The 19045-nt window shown below is 63.4% G+C and carries 16 protein-coding genes; 8 read left to right on the top strand and 8 right to left on the bottom strand.

What is annotated here, in order from left to right:
• Positions 1 to 17: 17 nt before the first annotated feature.
• From RQ479_RS15735 to RQ479_RS15700, 8 genes are all read right to left on the bottom strand, one after another.
• Entirely contained in the window at positions 18 to 1451 is a 1434-nt protein-coding gene (locus RQ479_RS15735; RefSeq protein WP_376705773.1) for a DUF5691 domain-containing protein, read from the bottom strand.
• Positions 1448 to 2848, bottom strand: a complete 1401-nt coding sequence (locus RQ479_RS15730; RefSeq protein ID WP_376705772.1) for an SWIM zinc finger family protein — start codon at positions 2846 to 2848, stop codon at positions 1448 to 1450. The genes RQ479_RS15735 and RQ479_RS15730 overlap by 4 nt, the downstream gene beginning before the upstream one ends.
• 192 nt (positions 2849 to 3040) lie before the next feature.
• Positions 3041 to 4321: a trehalase family glycosidase gene (locus RQ479_RS15725; RefSeq protein WP_376705771.1), complete on the bottom strand. Its 1281-nt coding sequence runs from the start codon at positions 4319 to 4321 to the stop codon at positions 3041 to 3043.
• 40 nt (positions 4322 to 4361) lie between these two features.
• On the bottom strand, positions 4362 to 5402 hold the full coding sequence (locus tag RQ479_RS15720) for an ABC transporter ATP-binding protein (RefSeq protein WP_376705770.1): 1041 nt from the start codon (positions 5400 to 5402) through the stop codon (positions 4362 to 4364).
• A 21-nt stretch (positions 5403 to 5423) separates the two neighbouring features.
• Positions 5424 to 6266 (bottom strand): carbohydrate ABC transporter permease, encoded by an 843-nt coding sequence (locus RQ479_RS15715; protein WP_376705769.1) that lies wholly within the window; start codon positions 6264 to 6266, stop codon positions 5424 to 5426.
• Positions 6263 to 7108 carry a sugar ABC transporter permease gene (locus RQ479_RS15710; protein ID WP_352466027.1) on the bottom strand — a complete coding sequence of 282 codons (846 nt, stop codon included), beginning with the start codon at positions 7106 to 7108 and terminating at the stop codon, positions 6263 to 6265. Before RQ479_RS15710 ends, RQ479_RS15715 begins: the two co-directional genes overlap by 4 nt.
• Before the next feature lie 77 nt (positions 7109 to 7185).
• Positions 7186 to 8454: an ABC transporter substrate-binding protein gene (locus RQ479_RS15705; RefSeq protein WP_376705768.1), complete on the bottom strand. Its 1269-nt coding sequence runs from the start codon at positions 8452 to 8454 to the stop codon at positions 7186 to 7188.
• 38 nt (positions 8455 to 8492) lie between these two features.
• Positions 8493 to 9536: a substrate-binding domain-containing protein gene (locus RQ479_RS15700; protein WP_376705767.1), complete on the bottom strand. Its 1044-nt coding sequence runs from the start codon at positions 9534 to 9536 to the stop codon at positions 8493 to 8495.
• A 239-nt stretch (positions 9537 to 9775) separates the two neighbouring features.
• Between RQ479_RS15700 and RQ479_RS15695 the strand changes: the two genes are divergently transcribed.
• From RQ479_RS15695 to RQ479_RS15660, 8 genes are all read left to right on the top strand, one after another.
• Complete coding sequence (locus RQ479_RS15695) at positions 9776 to 10750, top strand: sugar-binding transcriptional regulator (protein WP_023676028.1); 975 nt, start codon at positions 9776 to 9778, stop codon at positions 10748 to 10750.
• Between the two features lie 44 nt (positions 10751 to 10794).
• On the top strand, positions 10795 to 12240 hold the full coding sequence (locus RQ479_RS15690; RefSeq protein WP_376705766.1) for an ABC transporter substrate-binding protein: 1446 nt from the start codon (positions 10795 to 10797) through the stop codon (positions 12238 to 12240).
• Positions 12241 to 12393: 153 nt separating this feature from the next.
• Positions 12394 to 13317 carry a sugar ABC transporter permease gene (locus tag RQ479_RS15685; RefSeq protein ID WP_352466031.1) on the top strand — a complete coding sequence of 308 codons (924 nt, stop codon included), beginning with the start codon at positions 12394 to 12396 and terminating at the stop codon, positions 13315 to 13317.
• A 9-nt stretch (positions 13318 to 13326) separates the two neighbouring features.
• Complete coding sequence (locus RQ479_RS15680) at positions 13327 to 14184, top strand: carbohydrate ABC transporter permease (RefSeq protein WP_023676025.1); 858 nt, start codon at positions 13327 to 13329, stop codon at positions 14182 to 14184.
• Positions 14185 to 14188: 4 nt separating this feature from the next.
• Positions 14189 to 15307: an ABC transporter ATP-binding protein gene (locus RQ479_RS15675; RefSeq protein ID WP_376705765.1), complete on the top strand. Its 1119-nt coding sequence runs from the start codon at positions 14189 to 14191 to the stop codon at positions 15305 to 15307.
• Complete coding sequence (locus tag RQ479_RS15670) at positions 15304 to 16428, top strand: ABC transporter ATP-binding protein (RefSeq protein ID WP_376705764.1); 1125 nt, start codon at positions 15304 to 15306, stop codon at positions 16426 to 16428. Before RQ479_RS15675 ends, RQ479_RS15670 begins: the two co-directional genes overlap by 4 nt.
• Positions 16428 to 17990 (top strand): FGGY-family carbohydrate kinase, encoded by a 1563-nt coding sequence (locus tag RQ479_RS15665; RefSeq protein WP_376705763.1) that lies wholly within the window; start codon positions 16428 to 16430, stop codon positions 17988 to 17990. Before RQ479_RS15670 ends, RQ479_RS15665 begins: the two co-directional genes overlap by 1 nt.
• Before the next feature lie 7 nt (positions 17991 to 17997).
• On the top strand, positions 17998 to 19038 hold the full coding sequence (locus tag RQ479_RS15660) for a 2-hydroxyacid dehydrogenase (RefSeq protein ID WP_376705762.1): 1041 nt from the start codon (positions 17998 to 18000) through the stop codon (positions 19036 to 19038).
• The last annotated feature ends 7 nt before the right edge of the window (positions 19039 to 19045 follow it).

Raw genomic sequence — 19045 nt, 5'->3', positions numbered from 1 at the left:
GCTGTTCTCCGGATTGGTCATGTGTTGGTTCCAGGCCCCGCCAGTGATGCGTTGAGACGTAGAAGCCCGAGTGAAGGAGCCGCGGGCGGCACGCCCGCCTCGACCATGTCGTCGATCAATTTCGCTGCCGTGGTCGCGGTGGCAAGGAAGCCGATCGTCTCCAGTACATCGTCGAGACCCCGCCGCGCGGCGTCGTCTTTTCCGCCGGCGGCGGAACGCAGTGCGGCGAGCGCCTGTCCATTCGTCAGGTCGTCCCATTCCAGCCAGTCGGCATCGGTGCCTTCCGCCAGGTTGATCATGCCAAGATAAGTCGTCTCCTTGAGGATCAGCCTGATGAGGACACGCTTTCTGCGGCTGTCCAGGCGCGGCATGAGGTGAAGCACGAACAGCGCCGGTTTGCCGCCTTCGGCGATAAGCGTATCCGCCATCTGCGTAAGGGCGGCTTCGCTCCCTGAGGCGGCGACCATTCGTGCGATCAGGATGTCGGCTTTATTGTCGGCGCCGAATTGCCAGCCTGCTATGAATTCGGCTTCCGTAGTGTTGAACCGTTCGGTAAGGTCGACGAGGTTGCATATCTCGAACAGCTCGGCGCGGCGTTGCTCCTGCGCTTGGGATTTTAGTTTTGCCGGAGTGTAGATCGTCCGGCGGCGGATGAAGCCCGATCTGCCTTCAGTGATAAGGGCGGCGGGCTCGGCTACGGGATCGTCCGGTCCACCGTCGCTCGGGCGAACGTGCTCTCCTAATCTTGCCAGCAGCCGGCCAGCCAGTTCGCGCACCTTGCCGGACCTGTCGGCGGAAAGGCTTTTCAGGAAAGGCGCGTCCTCGGCACTCAGGCCGAAGCGCATAAGCTCGACCAGCGCAAGCCTGACTTCCGCCGGTTCGCCCGACGCCTTGGCTTCGATCAACATTCGAGCCGATGTCGGGTCGGTACGGCGCAAATCGGCAAGGGCCAAGCGTCGCGCGGCGGGATAGAACTCATCCCAGTTTTCCGCCGTCAGTTTCTCTCGCGGGGCATGTCTTTCCCCGTCCATGCTTGCTTGCCAGTCTACCCATGGTGCGTAGACGTCAGGACAGGTCTGATCCGAGGGCATCCAGTCCATGGGATGGAGCACAAAATCGCGGCTGGCGACGAGCGCCGCCACGCGTGTCTTTCGCCTCGCGTCGGCGGCGTGCTTCAGAGCGGCTCTCAACAACGGGCGAAATCGTGCCGGCAGAATGGGCAGGGCAAGTCTGGGCAGCGGCGGACGACGCTTGAGTGTCGTCGGCGCGGCCGGCCGCAGCGCGACGTCGAGCGCTTGTGCTGCGATTGCCAGGAGCCGGCGCTCCTGTTCGTCGGGACTTGCACCGCCGGCGATTGCCTTCCATCCGGTCGGAGCCAGATCGAACGTAGCACCGCCGGTGATCCAGCAATCGCGCATTGCCGCCAGGCCTGTTTGCTCGCTTTCGTTCACGCCAGATCAAGCCTCCCAAACTCGCTTTGCGCCGCCAGAAGCTCAAGCCGGGCGCCGTTCCAGAGCGCTGCCGTGGCCGCAAGGTCGAGGCCGAGCAAGGTTTGATCTACCGCGCCGGCGATCGGCAAGGCGATCCCCTGCGGTTCATCCTCCGCCTGCCACCATGCCGTGCTCCGATCGTCGAGCAGGATAGCGCCGGGCGGCAACATGAGGGGACAATCGGCGATCCAGGGCGCGGCGTCCTGATGGGAAGCATGCGTGGCGAGCGGATCCTTCGCGGTACCAAAAGCAAAATCGGGCCACGCGCCGGGCGCAACTTCGCCAGTGCGCTCCGCCACCAGGGCGCGGAGCGGCATACGTGACGGATAAAACACCAGTCGGGCGTTGAAACGGTCGCCTGGTGCAAACGCGTTGGACCGGCGCCCGGCCGAAGCCGGGAAAAAGTCGAGCAGCAAGGCAAATTGCGGGGTGGCGCTCTTCAAATCGAGCAGCCAGGTCGAATGGCTGACCAGACCATCGCGGCGGCTCTCGATCTTCTCGCCGAGAACTTCCCAGAGGCTTTCAACCTGTCTTGCATCCGGACTGCTGAGAACCTGTTCGCGGGGTTCAGACGTCGATACGAGGCGCTTCAGCTCGGGGTCGTCGGGCGCCGCCCGCCACGCCTTGGCCAGCAGCACGAGCTTGCCGAGCTCGCGGATTGCCGCATCAGACCGTTCCTCGCTGCGCAGCGCCATCAGCCGCGACGGAATCTCGTCGATACGGCCGGCGAGCGCGGCTGCCTTCATATCGACCAGCCGCGCAGCAATCCGCCGGCAACGGTCGCTGCTGGCGTCGACAAACCCGGACAGACCGAGCCGTAACTGGTCGGCAATCCACTGGTCAAGCTCATCGAGCCCAGCCGACAGTGCTTCTCGTGTGCTTTCCGCCCGCTTGCGCTGCGCCGCCTCGCGACGCTCCAGCGCCGCGATGTCTTCAACGGCGGTGCTTTCGTCGGCTTGTGCGGCTTCGCCGATGCGCTTGGCTTCCGCGCCGGGTACCGGTTGCGCCGGCTGTGGCGTTGTCTTCCTGCGTCGGCCAAGCCAGTCATTCACCCATTCCGGCGTGGTATTGGCAGCGGCAAAACTGGCTGGCGCGGTGGCGGCAATCCACATCAGGGCCAGCGTGTGCTTGCATGGGAATTTGCGCGAGGGACAGGTGCATTTGTAGCCGTGATCGCCCGTGTCGACCACCACTCGATAAGGATTGGAACCGGAGCCCTGGCATTCGCCCCAGATGAGCGCCTGCTGCTCATGCTTTTCGAGCCGCGGCCAGTTCGTTCGTTTGGTGAGCTTGGAGGCGGCGCTCAGCGACGCCTGATCGGGAGCAAGCGCCTCAATGGTTTTCAGATCGAATTCCAAGCCTCGCTTCTCCCCGCCCCAACGCAGTATAGATAGCGGTTTGTGAAGAATTATTATAGCTCTGGCATGGTGAAGATCGGCATGCCTTGGCCCTGTTTTGACGGGCCAGGACATGCCTCAGACGCAAATGGTGTCGACTGTTATTCGGCAGACAGAACGGGCTTTGATAGCCGGCGGCCCAGGCGGAAGCGTTCAGGCTCTGCCTTTCAGGAACTCGATCACCATCGCTGCGGTCCAGGTGAAGCGGCTGCCGCCGAGCGGCTCGCCGCTAAGGGGATCGTAATATTCGGCAAAACCGCTCTCGGCGATCAGGTCGAGACTGGACTGGGTGATCCGTTGTGCGATTTGGCTGTGGCCGGCCGCGGCAAGGCCGTCGGCGATCATGTAGTTGACCACCAGCCAGACCGGGCCGCGCCAATAGCGCTTGGCATCAACGCGGGGATCATCGAGATCGTGCGAGGGGACGATGTAACGCGCCTTGCCGGCGATGCGCTCGATCGTTGCAGCGATGGCCGCTGCCCGGCTTGCCGGAATGGCCGAAAACACCGGCAGAATGCCGCCGACCGACGCGCTGTCAACGAGCTTTCCGGCCACTCGGTCGAAACAAATGTACTGGCCATGTGTGTCGCTCCACAGCCGTTCCATTGCTGAAAGCCCCTTTTCGGCACGGGCGCGGTTGGCCTTGGCGATTTCGGTTTCGTCAAGTGCCTCGGCGAGATCGGCAAGATCGGCGGCGGAACGGATCAGGATGGCGTTGAAGCCGGGATCGACGACCTGGAATGGCGAGGCATCGTGCAGCCGGGCGTTGTCCCAGCCAAGCCCGCGGAAATGCTGCAGCAGCCAGATATAGCGGTCATACTGTGCCTCGGTCGGACGATGCGCCGGATCGGCGTGCAGGATGTCGCGGCGGGTGTAGGGCTCGACGCCTTCGGTCGGCACGCGCTCGAACGCCTCGTCCCAGTCGATCGAGTTGTCGCGGCCGGACTCCCATGGGTGGATTATGGCGACCAGCCCTTCGCCGTTCGGGTCGCGATGTTCGTAGAACCAGCGGTGCCAGGCATCGATTTTCGGCAGCAGCGCTCGGGCGCGCGCGGCCGCCAGCGTCTTGTCCTTTGCCCGGTCGAACAGGCGGCGCACGGCAAAGCCGGCGACCGCCGGCTGGGTGATGCCCGAGGTGGCGGTCGGGCGGTCCGTTCGCCAGACCTCCGGCCCGGGGAAATAGCCGTCGCTCCAGACATGGAAGACGATGTGCGGCACCATGCCGTCTGGCCACTGGTGGGCGAACAGCGTGTCGATCTCGGTCCAGGCCCGAGCCTCGTCATAGTGGGCAAGACCGAGCGCGGTCAGGCAGGAATCCCAGTTCCACTGGAACGGATAGAGGCCCTTGGTCGGGATGGTGTAGTCGCCGTGGTCGTTTTCCCTGAGCACCTCGACGGCACGAGCGATGGTTTCGTTGACGGCAAGAGAGATCATTGATGCGTTCGTACTTTCGAGATTGAGGGCGTTGGCGGGATCAAAGGGCGTTGGTGGTTTCAGGATCGAACCAGCGGATGCGGTCGGGTTTGGGCAAGAGCCGCAGGTGATCGCCGACAGCGACCGTGACATTCGATTCGAGGATGGCGCGGAACAGGCCGCCCTCGACATCGCAGGTGACCAGCGTGTGCGGTCCGAGCGGCTCGACAACGCGCACGGTGGCGTGCAGCCCTTCGGTGCCGGCGTCGACATCCTCGGGGCGAATGGCGAATTCTATCGTCTGCTTGTCCGATTTGGGGCCGGGCAGCGTCAGCCCGGCGACGGTCCAGCTGCCATCTGCCGCCTTCGTCGCCAGGATGAAATTCATCGGCGGGTTGCCGATGAAGGAGCCGACGAAGCGTGCGGCCGGATTGCGATAGACCTCTACCGGCGAGGCGGCCTGGACGATATGGCCCTGATGCATGACGGCGATGCGGTCGGCTAGGCTCATCGCCTCGACCTGGTCGTGGGTGACGTAGATGGTGGTGGTCTTTGACGCCGCCAGCACGCCCTTGAGCTCGGCGCGCATTTCGAGCCGCAGCAGCGCATCGAGGTTCGACAGCGGCTCGTCCATCAGGATCACGTCCGGCTCCATTGCAAGTGCCCGAGCGACTGCCACGCGCTGGCGCTGGCCGCCGGAAAGCTGGCCCGAATAGCGCTTCAAAAGCTGCTCGATATGCATGAGCTCCGCGGTGCGGTTGACGCGCCCCTCGACCTCCTGCTGCGGCAGCTTCTTCATGCGCAGACCGAAGGCGATGTTCTCGAACACGGTCAGGTGCGGAAACACGGCGTAATTCTGGAACACCATGGCGATGCCGCGTTCGCGCGGCGGCAGATGGTCGACGCGACGGCCGCCGATCCAGACCTCGCCCTGGCTTGGCGTTTCCAGCCCGGCGACGATCCTCAGCAGCGTGGTCTTGCCGCAACCCGAGGCGCCAAGCAGCACCATGAATTCCTGGTCGGCGATGGTCAGGTCGATCGAATGCAGCGCGGTGAAGCCGCCGAAACGTTTTGCGACCTGCTTGATGGCGATCTCAGCCATCGGCGTTCTCTTTTGTGCGCGTCATCGGTTGGCGATCCCCCACATGGCGAACAGATATTTGCGAACGGCGAAGATGAAGATCAGCGCCGGGATGACCAGTGCCGCGCCACCGGCGAATTTGAGGTAGAGCGGCGATTCGCCGAGGCTCTGAAGCAGGAAGGCGGTCAGCGTCCGGTTCTCGATGGTGAGCACGGCGGCGGCAAACACCTCGTTCCAGGAGATTGTGAAGGCAAATACCGCCGACGCCGCGATGCCTGGCAGCGCCAGCGGTAGATTGATTTTTCGGAATGCCTGCAATCTCGTGCAGCCGAGCGTCCAGGCTGCTTCCTCCAGCTCGACTGGAATGCCGGAGAAAAGCGAGAAAGTGATCAGCACCGCGAATGGCAGCGCCAGCGTGGTGTGGACCAGCGCCAGCCCGATCGCGGTATCGTCGAGGCCGGTGCGGATGAACATCACCGCCAGCGGTAGCGCCAGCAGCGGCAGTGGGAAGGCGCGGGTCATCAGCACGAGGAAACGGAACGTTTCCTTACCCGGGAATTCGAAGCGCGACAGCGCGTAGCCCGCGGGTGCGCCGAAGCCGATCGAGAGGAGCATCGTCAGCGTGGCGACGAGAACGGAGTTCCACAGCGCCTTGGCGACACCGGCGAAATTGATGAAGAAAGAAAGGCTGCCGAAATCGAATGACGGGAAGAAGCGCTTGGGAAAGGCGGTCACCTCTTCCGGCGACGACAGCGCGTTGACGATCAACAGATAGATCGGCAGCAGCACCCAGACGCAAAGCAGGATGACGGTTGCGACCAGCAACCAGTTGCCGGCTTTGCGGGCCTCAGGCGCGGCGATCGAGAGCTCCGCGACGGTGCTCATATGCGAGCCTCCTTCGGTACACGCAGCACCCGCAGGAAGAACAGCGTGAAGCCGATCGAGATGGCGAGGATGAACAGCGCCATGGCGGCGGCGACATTGCGGTCCTGCAGCGTGAACTGCCAATTGTAGGTCTCGCCCATCAGCACCGGCAGATTGGTGCCGCCGAGTGCTGCAACCACGGCAAAGACCTCAAAGGCAAGGATGACGCGCAGGATGATCGCCGTCTGCAGGCTTGGGCGCAACAGAGGCAGCGTGATCTTGATGAGGCGCTTCCACGGGCTAGCGCCGAAGACCTCGGCTGCCTCGTAATATTCCCGGGGGATCAGCCCCATGCCGGCGACCAGAATGACCATCATGATGGCGGTCGCGCGCCAGATCTCGGCCAGCGCCACGGCAATGAAGATCGTCAGCTTGCTCTGGTAACCGAGGAACATGACCGGCCTGTCGATGACGCCGAGATTGGAGAGCAAGGTGTTCAGGAAGCCGGACTGGTCGAAGATGGCGAGCCAGATCAGCCCGGCGGCGAGATCGGAGATGCCGAGCGGAATAGCGAAGATGTAAAGCGCGGCGCTGCGCCCGGTTTCAAGCCGCGACACCACCGTTGCCATCAGCAGCGCCATGACCAGCTGGATGGGCACGACGACGGCGCTGAGAAGCAGCGTGTTGCGAACAGTGACCGGAAACTTCCAGCTGCCCGCCATGGTGCGGAAATTGTCGAGCGTAAAGCCGCCGTCGCGGGTGAACGCCTCGAAGCCGACCAACACGAACGGATAGAGGAAAAAGACACAGAGGAACAGCGTCGCCGGCATCAGCAGCAGATAGGGCAGGGCCTTGCCATGCATGGAGCGCTCTCTATTCGACGCTTAAAAAGGGGTGGGCGCCCGGCGCGCTGAAAAGTCCGGACGCCCGGGGAGGATTCTTAATCGACCGGGCAGGCGCCTTGCGAGGGCTTGTCGGGCGCCCAGCATGGCGCCTTCACCTGGTCGATGATCGTCTTCAGCGCCGTCGCCTGTTCGTCGAGCACGCCGTGCACATCCTCGCCGCCGAGCACGATGCGCTCGAAGCTGTCGGTGTAGATCTGATTGAACTTGCCGCCGAGGCCGCCAAGTCCCATCGGCAGCAGCGCCGGCAACGCATCGGGAGCTCCGGTCATGGTGGCGATCACTGGGCTGAAGGCCTTCACCGAGGCCGGCATGTCATCGGGCAGCTTGACGTCGACGATGGGGAAGAAGTTTGTCGCCTTCAGCGTCGCGATCTGAGTTTCCGGTTTCAGCATATAGGCGACCACTGCCTTGGCCTTGTCCATGTCAGGCGAGGTCCTCGGGATAGCGACGCCGGCGACCACCGGCATGTAGCCGCGGCCTGCCGGGCCGGCCGGCGCCGGGAAGGCGACGAACTCGTCGGGTTTCTGGTTGAAGGCGTCGGCGAGGCGCGCCACGTGGTCGAATGCCACCCAGACTTCGCCGGTCAGCAGCGGCTCCTGCATGAAGGCATAGTTGGTCGAGTTCGGGTTGGTGTATTGCCACAGTTCCTTGAACTTGTTCCACGCCGTCTCGGCCTCCGCCGAGCGGAACTTGGTCACCATCGAGCCGGTATACGATGGAAGGAGAAAACCCTCGAAGAAACGGTGCTTCAGCCCTTTTGGACCGGCCGGAAAACCGAATTTGGGTGAGCCGGTCTTTTCAGCGATGTTTTTCGCCCACTCGATCAGCTGGTCATAAGTGATGGCGTTGAGATCGGTGCCGGCCGGCAGATATTGCAGCGCCTGCTTGTTGGCCACCATCAGAAAGGTGGCCTGCATCCATGGCAGGTACTTCTGCTCTCCGGTGCCGAGCATGCCGAGCTTCTTGTAGGCATCGTTCACCTTGACGCCGCCGAGATCTATGCCGGACAGATCGACAAGGTTGGCGCCGACGGTGGAGAAATCTCCGTGCAGGCCGCCGAGCACGCCGATGCTGCCGGAGCCCGCCTGCAGCTCGGCTTGCAGTCGGGTGAGCCAAGGCCCGTCCTCGGCGACCTGATAGTCGACCTGGCCGTCAAACCCCTTCAGCACTTCGCCGCGCATTTTCTGCGTCTCTTCCACGGGTCGCGCCTGTGTCGACCAGAACAACACCTGCTGGGCTTGTGCTGCGCTGGCAGCAAGCGACAGCGCCAGCACGGCGCCTGCCAATATCCTCAAAGCATTCATCGTCATCTTCCTCCCTGGGTTGCGCCGCGAAGCGGGCATCAGTTCTGTCCTGTGGGTACCGAGCCATGGCTTGCCCGCGACACGATTGTCGGCCGGACCAGTCGCGTCAGCGGCGCCGCCGGCCTGTTGCCGATGACAGTCAGCAGCATCTCGCCGATCTCGCGCGCGCACTGCCGGATCGAAGCGTCGAAAGTGGTCAACCCCGGCGGCGCATAGGCGGAGGCGGCTATGTTGTCGAAGCCGATCACCGAAAGGTCGCGAGGAATGGCAAGTCCGGCGCGCCTCGCCTCTTCCATCACCGTCAGCGCCAGCTCGTCGAACAGCGCGATAATCGCCGTCGGCCGCTCGGTGGCGTGCAGAAGCCGGTTGATTGCCTGGATGCGGGCACCGCGATCGAAACGCGGCGCCGTCGCCACATCGAGCCTGACGGACGGATCGCCCCGGCGCGCAATCGCGGCAGCGAGCCCGTCCTGTCTGAGATGGCGAAATGTCATCGGCTCGGAAATCGTCACCAGGCCGAAATGGCGGTGTCCGAGATCGTAGAGCATGTCGAAGGCCTCGCCGAATGCGTGCGCGCCATCGGTATCGAGCCAATGGTAGGCAAAGTCGCCGTCGAGCAGCCGGCCATGCGCGACGAACGGGAAATTGCGTTGGCGCAGATAGGCGAGCCGCTCGTCGACCTCGGCGATGCGGGTGACGACAACGCCATCGGCGCGGCCGGATTCGACAACATGGCGAAGCACGGAAAGTTCTGACTGGCCCTGCGCCGCTGCGGCCAGGATCAGGTCGGAGCCGTGCGGAACCAACCCTTCGCCGAGCCCGGTGACGAATTCGCCGAGGAAGGAATCGACCAGATTGGGGCCGCGGATCGGCAGCACCATGCCGACAAAACCGCTGCGGCCGGAGACCAGCGTGCGGGCTGCCGTGTTCGGCACATAGCCGGCCTGGCGCGCGGCCTCGGCGACGCGTTGGCGCGTTCTCAAGGCGATCTGCTCGTGGCCGGCAAGCGCGCGCGAAACGGTGGTAATCGACAGGTCGAGCTGCGCAGCAAGTTCCTTGAGGGTCGTAACGCGGGGCGGCATCGTTCCTCCCGAACGAAGTTTGAAACGTTTGTAATCAGTCCAAGCGAGATTGCAAACGTTTTAAATACGCGCGGGCGGTATTGTTTCCTGCCCATTTGATTTCGCTTGGCCCTGCTCGGCCAACACCCGGGCCCCGGCCGGCAAGCTCCCGGACGGAGATTTAAACGCAACGGTTGCTTGACTCGGGCGACGCCTTGTGAAAAATTTTGCAGCAACTGATAAAAATATCAGAGGGCGGAATGGTTGGTTTTGGCAACGGCCTGCTGCGCGACGATGAGACAGGCATGGCCGCCCGTGCCGCCTGGCTTCATTATGCCGGCGGCCTGACCCAGTCGGAGGTCGCCAAACGGCTTGGCCTGACCAGTCTCAAGGCGCATCGCCTCATCACCAAGGCCAATCAGGAAGGCCTGGTCAAAGTCTACATCGACGGTGAAGTCTCCGAATGCGTGGAGCTCGAGGACGAATTGTCCGGCCGGTACGGCCTCGACTATTGCGAGGTGGTTCCGGACTTCGATGCCGAAGACCTGCCGCTCAAGGCGCTCGGCATCGCCGGCGCGCAGTTTCTCAAGCGCGAGATCGAACGCGGCGAAGAGGCGCTGATCGGGGTCGGCCACGGCCGCACGCTTGCCGCCTGCGTGGAATATCTGCCGCGCATATCGGCCGGCAGGATCCGTTTCGTCTCGCTGCTTGGCGGCCTGACGCGCAAGTTCTCGGCCAATCCGCATGACGTCATCCACCGCGTCGCCGAGCGGACTGGTGCGGAGGCCTATGTGATGCCCGTACCGATGTTCGCCAACACGGTCGAGGATCGAACCGTGTTGCTCGGGCAGAAAGGCGTCAGCGATGTCTTCGACCTCGCCAAGTCCGCCGACTTGCTCATCGCTGGCATCGGCACCGCCGAGCGTGAGGCCTCGCTTGTCGCCACCGGTATGATCGAGAAGGGCGAGATGGAGGAGATCCGCCGCAATGGCGGCGTCGGCGAACTGCTCGGCCATTTCTTCGACGATGCCGGAAAGGCCGTTGCGACGACGCTTTCCGACCGGGCGCTGGCACTGGCTCGCGAGGACATCAGCAACCGCAGGATTGTCGCCGTTGCCGGCGGCAAGGTGAAGGTTCGCGCCATCAAGTCAGTGCTGGAGGGCCGCTATCTCAAAGGCCTGATAACCGACGAGCGGACGGCGCGATCGCTCGTGGAACAGACGCCGGTCGGGTAGCCGGCAATCATTTCGTTGAAACTACCCTGTGGAGGAGAAGAGAAATGCATGAGAAAGAGAAAGACCTCATCGACGCGTTCCTGCGTGGACAAGTCGACCGCCGTGGGCTGATCAAGGGCCTCGGTGCAATGGGCCTTGCCGCCAGCACCGCCGGCACCCTGCTCAACCTCGGGCAGACCCGCGCCCTGGCGGCTGATTTCGACTGGCAGGCGCATAAGGGCAAGACCATCAAGCTGTTGCTCAACAAGCATCCTTATGCCGATGCGATGATTGCCGACCTCGACAACTTCAAGCAGCTGACCGGCATGGAAGTCGTCTACGACGTATTTCCGGAAGACGTCTATTTCGACAAGGTCACCGCGGCACTGTCGGCCAGCTCGCCCGAATACGATGCCTTCATGACCGGCGCCTACATGACCTGGACCTACGGTCCGGCCGGCTGGATCACCGACCTCAACGAATGGATCAAGGATCCGGCCAAGACCAACCCGAAATATGCCTGGGACGACTTCCTGCCTGGTGTCAGGAGTTCCTGCGCCTGGAACGGCAAGCCGGGCGGCGCGCTCGGGTCGGAAGACGCCAAGCAATGGTGCATTCCGTGGGGCTTCGAGCAGAACAACATCACCTACAACAAGGGCATGTTCGACAAAGTCGGCGTCAGCGTTCCCGGCAATATGGATGAGATGGTAGCTACGGCAGCGAAGCTCACCAAGGACGTCGGTGGCGGTGTCTACGGCATCGGCGTGCGGGGCTCGCGCTCCTGGGCGACGATCCACCCAGGCTTCCTGTCGGCTTACGCCAATTTCGACCAGAAGGACCTGAACGTCTCGGCCGACGGCAAATTGTCGGCCGCGATGAGCACCGCCGAATCCAAGGCTTTCCACAAACAGTGGGTCCAGATGATCCAGGAGAGCGGCCCCAAGGACTGGTCGACCTACACCTGGTACCAGGTCGGCACCGATCTCGGTGCCGGCGCCTCGGCGATGATTTTCGACGCCGATATCCTCGGCTACTTCATGAATGGCGGCGACAACAAAATGGCCGGCAAGCTCGCCTTTTCCGCTTTCAAGGCCAATCCCGCCGCCAAGGCACCGACGCCCAATATCTGGATCTGGTCGCTGTCGATGTCCAATTTCTCGAAGGACAAGGACGCCACCTGGTACTTCATGCAATGGGCATCCGGACCCGAGCACGGTCTGTTCGGTGCGACCAAGATGGACTTCGTCAATCCGGTCCGTCAGTCGGTCTGGAACGACCAGATGTTCCGCGACAAACTGAACAAGAGCTATCCGGGCTATGTCGAGATGTTCGACGTCTCGGCACCGGGCGCCAGCATCAAGTTCACTCCGCAGCCGCTGTTCTTCGATCTCACCACCGAATGGGCGGCGACGCTGCAGAAGATGGTGGCCAAGGAAGTGCCAGTCGACGAGGGCCTCGACAAGTTGGCCGAGAGCATCAACGGCCAGCTCAAGGAAGCCGGGCTCGGCTAAGCCGCGGCCAGGGCTGGCCCGTCCCGCGGGCCAGCCTTTAGGATGTGACACGTTTGCGAAGCGGTGCCGAGCGGTACCGCCTGCTCGCCCGACCGGCCGCCTTGCTCCCTTGGGCGGCCGGGACGGCGAAGCAACAGGATGACGGAGCAGCAGATGACTGCGGCGACAACACAAAGAAACAGGCCGTCGGGCTTCAGGATCAGCAAGCGGGTGCTGCCCTATCTCCTCAGCTTGCCGGCCCTGCTGGTCTGCATCGGCATCCTGATCCCGTTCTTCACATCGGTGGTCTATTCTTTCCAGCGCTACCGATTGAGCCAGCCTTGGGCGCGGCAGTTCAACTGGGGCGACAACTACATCTCGTTCTTCACTGACCCGAAGTTCTGGAACACGCTGCAGGTGTCGCTGCTCTACGCCGGCATCACCGTTGGGCTCGAGCTGCTTCTCGGTCTCGGCATCGCCATGCTGCTGCAAAAGCGCTCGACGCTGAACAACTTTATCTCGATCATGCTGTTGATGCCGCTGATGACCGCGCCGGCGCTCGCCGCGCTGATGTGGAAGCTGATGACCAATCCCGGCTTTGGCGTGCTCAGCTATCTCGCCAGCCTGATCGGGCTGCAGGATTTCCGCTGGGCCTCGTCCCCGTCGACGGCACTGCTCACCGTCGTGCTTGTCGACATCTGGGTCTACACGCCGTTCATCATGATCCTGCTGCTTGCTGGCCTGCGCAGCCTGCCCACGCAGCCATTCGAGGCGGCAGCACTCGACGGCGTGCCGAGGAGCTTCGTTTTCTTCCGCATCACCCTGCCGATGCTGACCCCCTATATCCTGACGGCGACATTGTTCCGCCTGCTCGATTCCATCCAGCAGTTCGACATCATCTATGCCATGACGCAGGGCGGTCCGGGCGATACGCTGACCGTGTTCCAGGTTGAGGCTTATCTCAACTTCTTCCAGTCGACCAATGTCGGCCGCTCGGCAGCGCTGATGATCATTCTGTGGGCGATCACCTATTTCCTCTCGAATATTTTCATCAAGAACTGGCTGCGGCTCCGCGAACGCGCCCGCGGACAGGCATAGGAGGCTGGCATGGAACACACCTCCCTTCTCGAACGCATCCTGCGCGGCATTGCCCTGGCGCTGGTCGTGATCTTCTTCATGTTCCCGATCGTCTGGATCCTGATGATGTCGTTCCAGACCAACGAGACAATCCTGCGGATTCCGCCGCAGCTTGTCTTCGAGCCGACGCTCGCCAACTACACTGCCTTGATCACCGGCAAGCTGATGACGGCAGCCGGCACGCTCGACATCGCCTTCATGCGCAATCTGTGGAATTCCGTCTTTCTGTCGGTCACCTCGGTTGCCGTCGCGTTGCTGCTCGGCGTTCCGGCGGCCTACGCCTTTGCGCGGCACAAATTCCGCGGCTCGGAGGACATTGCCTTCACGCTCCTGTCGTTCCGGTTCGCGCCGGCGCTGCTGGTGCTCCTGCCGCTCACCCTCTATTTCCAGAAGCTCGGGCTGGCCAACACCTATATCGGGCTGATCTGGGTCTACCAGCTAATCTGCCTGCCGTTGATCCTGTGGATCGTGCGCGGCTATTTCGAGGATATCCCGGCCGACATCGAATACGCCTACCGCATTGCCGGACATTCCTGGTTTGCCACCTTTCGCAAGATCGCGCTCCCGCTCGCCGGTCCGGGAATCGCCGCTGCCGGTCTGCTCGCCTTCATCTTTGCCTGGAACAACTTCGTTTTTGCATTGGTGCTCGCCTCGGCCGACAAGCAGCCGGTGACGGTCGGCGCGCTCGCCTTCATCACGTCTTCGGGCATCCAGTATGGCCAGATCTCGGCGGCGATCGTGCTGTCGATCACGCCGACGCTGGCGCTCGCGCTCTATGCGCAACGCTATCTCGTCGAAGGCCTGTCGCTTGGCGCGGTGAAAGGATAGTCCGATGGCAAGCCTCGAACTGCGAAACATCGTCAAGCGCTATAAAAGCCAGACAGTTCTCGACGATCTGTCGCTGACCGTCGCCGACGGCGAAACGCTGGTCCTGTTCGGACCGTCCGGCGCCGGCAAGACGGTGCTATTGCGGCTGGTCGCCGGCGTCATCGATCCCGACGAGGGAAAGATCCTCATCGGCGGCGAGGACATGACCGATCTCGACGCCGAGTTCCGCGGCGTCGGCATGGCATTCCAGAACTTCGCGCTGTTCCCGCATATGACGGCGTTCGATAACATTGCGACGCCGCTGCAGGCGAAGCACTCATCGCAGGGCACGATCAAGGCCGGCGTCGAGAGCGTCGCCAAGTTGTTGAAAATCGGCCATGTGCTCAGCCACAAGCCGCGGGCGCTGTCCAACGGCCAGAAGCAACGCACCGCGCTTGCCCGCGCGCTGGTCGGCTCGCCGCCGCTTCTGCTGCTCGATGACCCCTTGCGCAACGTCGATGCCAAATTGCGCTTCGAGATGCGCCTCGAACTGCCAAGGCTGCTCGCCGATCGCGGCGCGACCGTCATCTACGTCACCCAGGACTACAAGGAAGCGATGGCGCTCGGCGACCGCATCGCGGTGATGTCGCAGGGCGTCGTCAAACAGCTCGGCACGCCCGAGCAGATCTATCGCGAGCCGGCCAATGTCGAGATTGCCCGGCTGTTCGGCGACCCGACGATCAACCTTCTGGACGTCAAGCCGTCGCGGGACGCCAAGGGCATCTATGTCGGCCTGTCCAACGTCCAGGTCCATCTTGCCGGCGCTCATGAGGCGGCGGTCGGCCGCGACTGCGTGATCGGTTTGCGGCCGGAGGCGCTGGCTTTTGTCGATGAACGCACGCCCGGCGCTATCCCGGTGACGGTCGAGGCTGAGACGCCGCTCAACGAGAAGATCGTCACGCTGGTGCGAACCGTGCGCGGCCGTGAAATCCTGGTTTCACGTCCTTCCGGGACACCGGGCCAATCCGAGGGCAATGTCCACATTGCCGTCGACAGTAAAAGCGCCGTGCTGTTCGATCGTACAAGCGGCGAACGCATCGGCTCAAAAAACGTCGTCAATTTGCGCAGTGGAGAAGCGGCATGAGCCCGAGCGCAATCGCCCTCTCAGGCGTCGACAAGTTCTATGGCCCGATCGACCGCGGCGTGCATGCGGTCAAGAACCTGACTATGGAAATCGCCAAGGGTGAGATCGTGGCGCTGCTCGGCTCGTCCGGCTGCGGCAAGACCTCGACATTGCGCATGATCGCAGGCTTCGAAGAGGTCTCGCGCGGTAGCATCTCGGTTGCCGGCCGCAAGGTGCACACGTTGCCGCCAGTCAGGCGCAACGTCGCAATGGCCTTCGAGGGCTATTCGCTCTACCCGCCGCTGACCGTGCGTGAGAACATCGCCTTCGCCCTCAAGGCCGCCAGGCTGGCGAAGAGTGCGGTCGATGCAAAGGTTGCCAACATCGCCAAGCTGCTCGAGATAGAGGACATTCTCGAGCGCTATCCGAGCTCGATCTCCGGCGGCCAGCAGCAGCGCGCCAGCCTCGGCCGGGCGCTGATCCGCGAGGCCGACCTGCATCTGCTGGACGAGCCGATGGGCCAGCTCGAGCCACAGCTTCGCGCCGTGCTGCGCGGCCGCATCAAGCATTTCATCAAGGAGCGCGGCCTGACCGCGATCCTGGTCACGCACGACCAGACCGAGGCCAATGCGCTGGCCGACCGCATCGCCGTCATGGAGGGCGGCGTGCTGCAGCAGTTCGACACGCCTGACAGGCTCAAGGAGCGGCCGGCAAACCTGTTTACCGGCACCTTCGTCGGCGAGCCGCCGATGAATGTCTTCGAGGCCTATGTCGGCACAGCTGACGGCAAGATCAATCTCAAGCTGCCCGACGGGCTTTCGCTCGACTACGACAAGGATGCGTTCAGCGGCCCGGTTCGCGACGAATTGCTCAACCGGCAGCGCGTCGTTATCGGCGTCAGGCCCTATGCGGTTCGCCGCTCGAAGGATGGTGTGCCGGCGACGGTTTCGGCCAATCAATGGCTCGGCGACCAGACCCACATCGCCGCCGATTTCGCCGGCGGTTCGCTGGTCCTGGTCGAGCATGACCGAACCCGCTTGGAGCTTGGCGCGCCGATCAAGATCAGCATCGATCCGAAAAACCTTCACGTCTTCGATCAGGCGAGCGGCAATGCCATTTCGCACGGCACGGAGCTTGCCTGATGCGGGATGTGCTGATCGGCATCGACGCCGGCACGTCAGTCATCAAATCCGTCGCCTTCGACACGGCGGGCAGGCAGATCGCGTCCGCCGCGCTGCCCAATAAATACGAGACACTGCCGGGCGGCGGCGCCGAGCAGGACCTGACGCGCACCTGGGCCGATACCGCGACGACCTTGCGCCAGCTCGCCGACAAGGTGCCGGACCTTGCCGGCCGGACCATTGCCGTTGCCGTGACCGGCCAGGGCGACGGCACCTGGCTGATCGACAAGGATGGTGAGCCGGTAGCCAAGGGCTGGCTGTGGCTCGACGCGCGCGCTGCCGCGGTCGTCGAGGAGATCCGCGCGCGGCCAGAGGACCGGCTGCGCTTCGAAAAGACCGGCAGCGGGCTCGCTGCCTGCCAGCAGGGATCGCAGTTCGTCTTCATGAAGCGCCACATGCCCGCGATGCTTGCCAATGCAGCGACGGCGTTCCACTGCAAGGACTGGCTCTATTTCAAGTTGACCGGCCACCGCGCCACCGACCCGTCCGAGGGCACCTTCACCTTCGGCGACTTCCGCACGCGCGGCTATTCAGATGATGTGCTCGAGGTACTCGGCGTCACCGATCTCCGGCATCTGTTGCCGCCCATCGTCGATGGCACAAGGCAAAGCACCTCGCTGTCGGCGGCAGCAGCCGATGCGACCGGCCTGCTCGCCGGCACACCGGTCGTCCTGGCCTATGTCGATGTCGCCTGCACGGCGCTCGGCGCCGGCCTGTTCGATCGCGAGCGCAAGCCGGGATGCTCGATCATCGGCTCCACCGGAATGCATATGCGGCTTGCCGAAACGCCGGACGAGGTGCTGCTCAACGAGGCTGCAACCGGCTACACGATGACGATGCCGGCACCGGGCGTTTTTGCGCAGATGCAGTCGAATATGGCGGCAACGCTCAATATCGACTGGGTCCTTGGCCTCGCCTCCGGCATTCTCGCCTCGCAAGGTATCACGCGGACCAATGGCGAGATGATCGCGCTGGTCGACCAGTGGATAGCGTCGTCCGAGCCAGGCTCGCTGCTCTACCAGCCCTATGTCTCGGAGGCCGGTGAGCGCGGGCCGTTCGTCGATGCCAACGCCAGGGCCGGCTTCGTTGGCATTTCGTCCAGGCACGGCTATGCCGACATGGTCCGCGCGGTGTTCGAGGGGCTGGCTTTCGCGGCACGCGATTGCTACGCCGCCATGGGGCCGCTGCCCAAGGAAATCCGCCTGACCGGCGGAGCGGCCAGGAGCCCGGCTCTGCGCAAGATCCTGGGTGCTGCGGTCGGCGCGGATATTCGCACCAGCGAGCGCGAGGAGGCCGGTGCTGCGGGCGCTGCAATGATTGCTGCGGTCTGCGTCGGCCAGTACGCATCGATGGACGATTGCGTCAGTGAATGGGTCACACCTTTGCTCCGTGCGGCCGAGCCCAGCGACCGGAAACTTGCCGCCGCCTATGAGGCGATGGCTCCGTCCTACGCATTGGCGCATGAGGCGCTGCGGCCGGTCTGGCGTTCGATGGCCGCATCCAGGCAAACCGACGTGAATTGAGAAGAGCATGCCCAAGAAAATTGCGATCATCGGCGACCGCTTCATGCTTCCGGAAGTGTTTCGCGAGAAAATCGAGGCGGCCTGCGGCGACAATCTCGACGTCCGCACCATTGAGACCGCGTGGCCCGACGAGCCGATGCAATTCGGCAATGCCGCGCTCGGCCTCGACAAGGTCAAGGAGTATTTCGGCGATCCCGACGAGGTGGTGGATTTCATCGGCGACGCCGAAATCTTCGTCACCCAGCTTGCGCCGCTCTCCGAAAGCATGATGCAGCGCCTGCCGACGCTCAAGCTGGTTGCGGTATCGCGCGGCGGGCCGATCAACATCGACATGGCGGCCGCCAAGGCCCATGGCATCACGGTGGTCAATGTGCCCGGTCGCAATGCCAGCGCCGTGGCCGAGTTCACCATCGGCGCCATTCTCGCCGAGACGCGGCTGATCCGCGTCGGCCACGAAGCCTTGCGCAAGGGCGAGTGGCGCGGCGATCTCTACCGCGCCGACCGCACCGGCCGCGAGCTCAACGAAATGACCGTCGGCGTCATCGGCTACGGCAATATCGGCACCAGGCTGGTTCGGCTGCTGCGCGCGTTCGGCTGCCGCATCCTGGTTTGCGATCCCTATGTGCAATTGAGCGCCGAGGACCGCAATGCCGGCGTCGAGCTGGTTGCGCTGGACGATCTGCTGTCGCGCTCCGATGTGGTCACGCTGCACTCCCGGGTCACCGAAGAGACGCGCGGTCTGATCGGCAAGGACGCCATTGCCCGGATGAAGCCGGGCGTGATCTTCGTCAACACCGCGCGCGGACCGCTGGTCGACTACGATGCGCTTTATGAGGCGCTCGTCTCGGGGCACATCGGCAGCGCCATGCTGGAAACGTTCGCCGTCGAGCCGGTGCCTGCCGACTGGCCCTTGCTGCAGCTGCCGAACGTGACACTGACGCCGCATATCGCCGGCGCGTCGGTGCGCACGGTGACTTATGCGGCCGAGCAGGCGGCCGAGGAAGTGCGCCGCTTCATCGCCGGTCTGCCTCCGGTCAATCCATGCTGACGACAGG

The organism is Mesorhizobium sp. ISC25, assembly GCF_042295465.1.
GTDB lineage: Bacteria > Pseudomonadota > Alphaproteobacteria > Rhizobiales > Rhizobiaceae > Mesorhizobium.
This window is presented reverse-complemented; position numbering and strand designations above follow the sequence as displayed.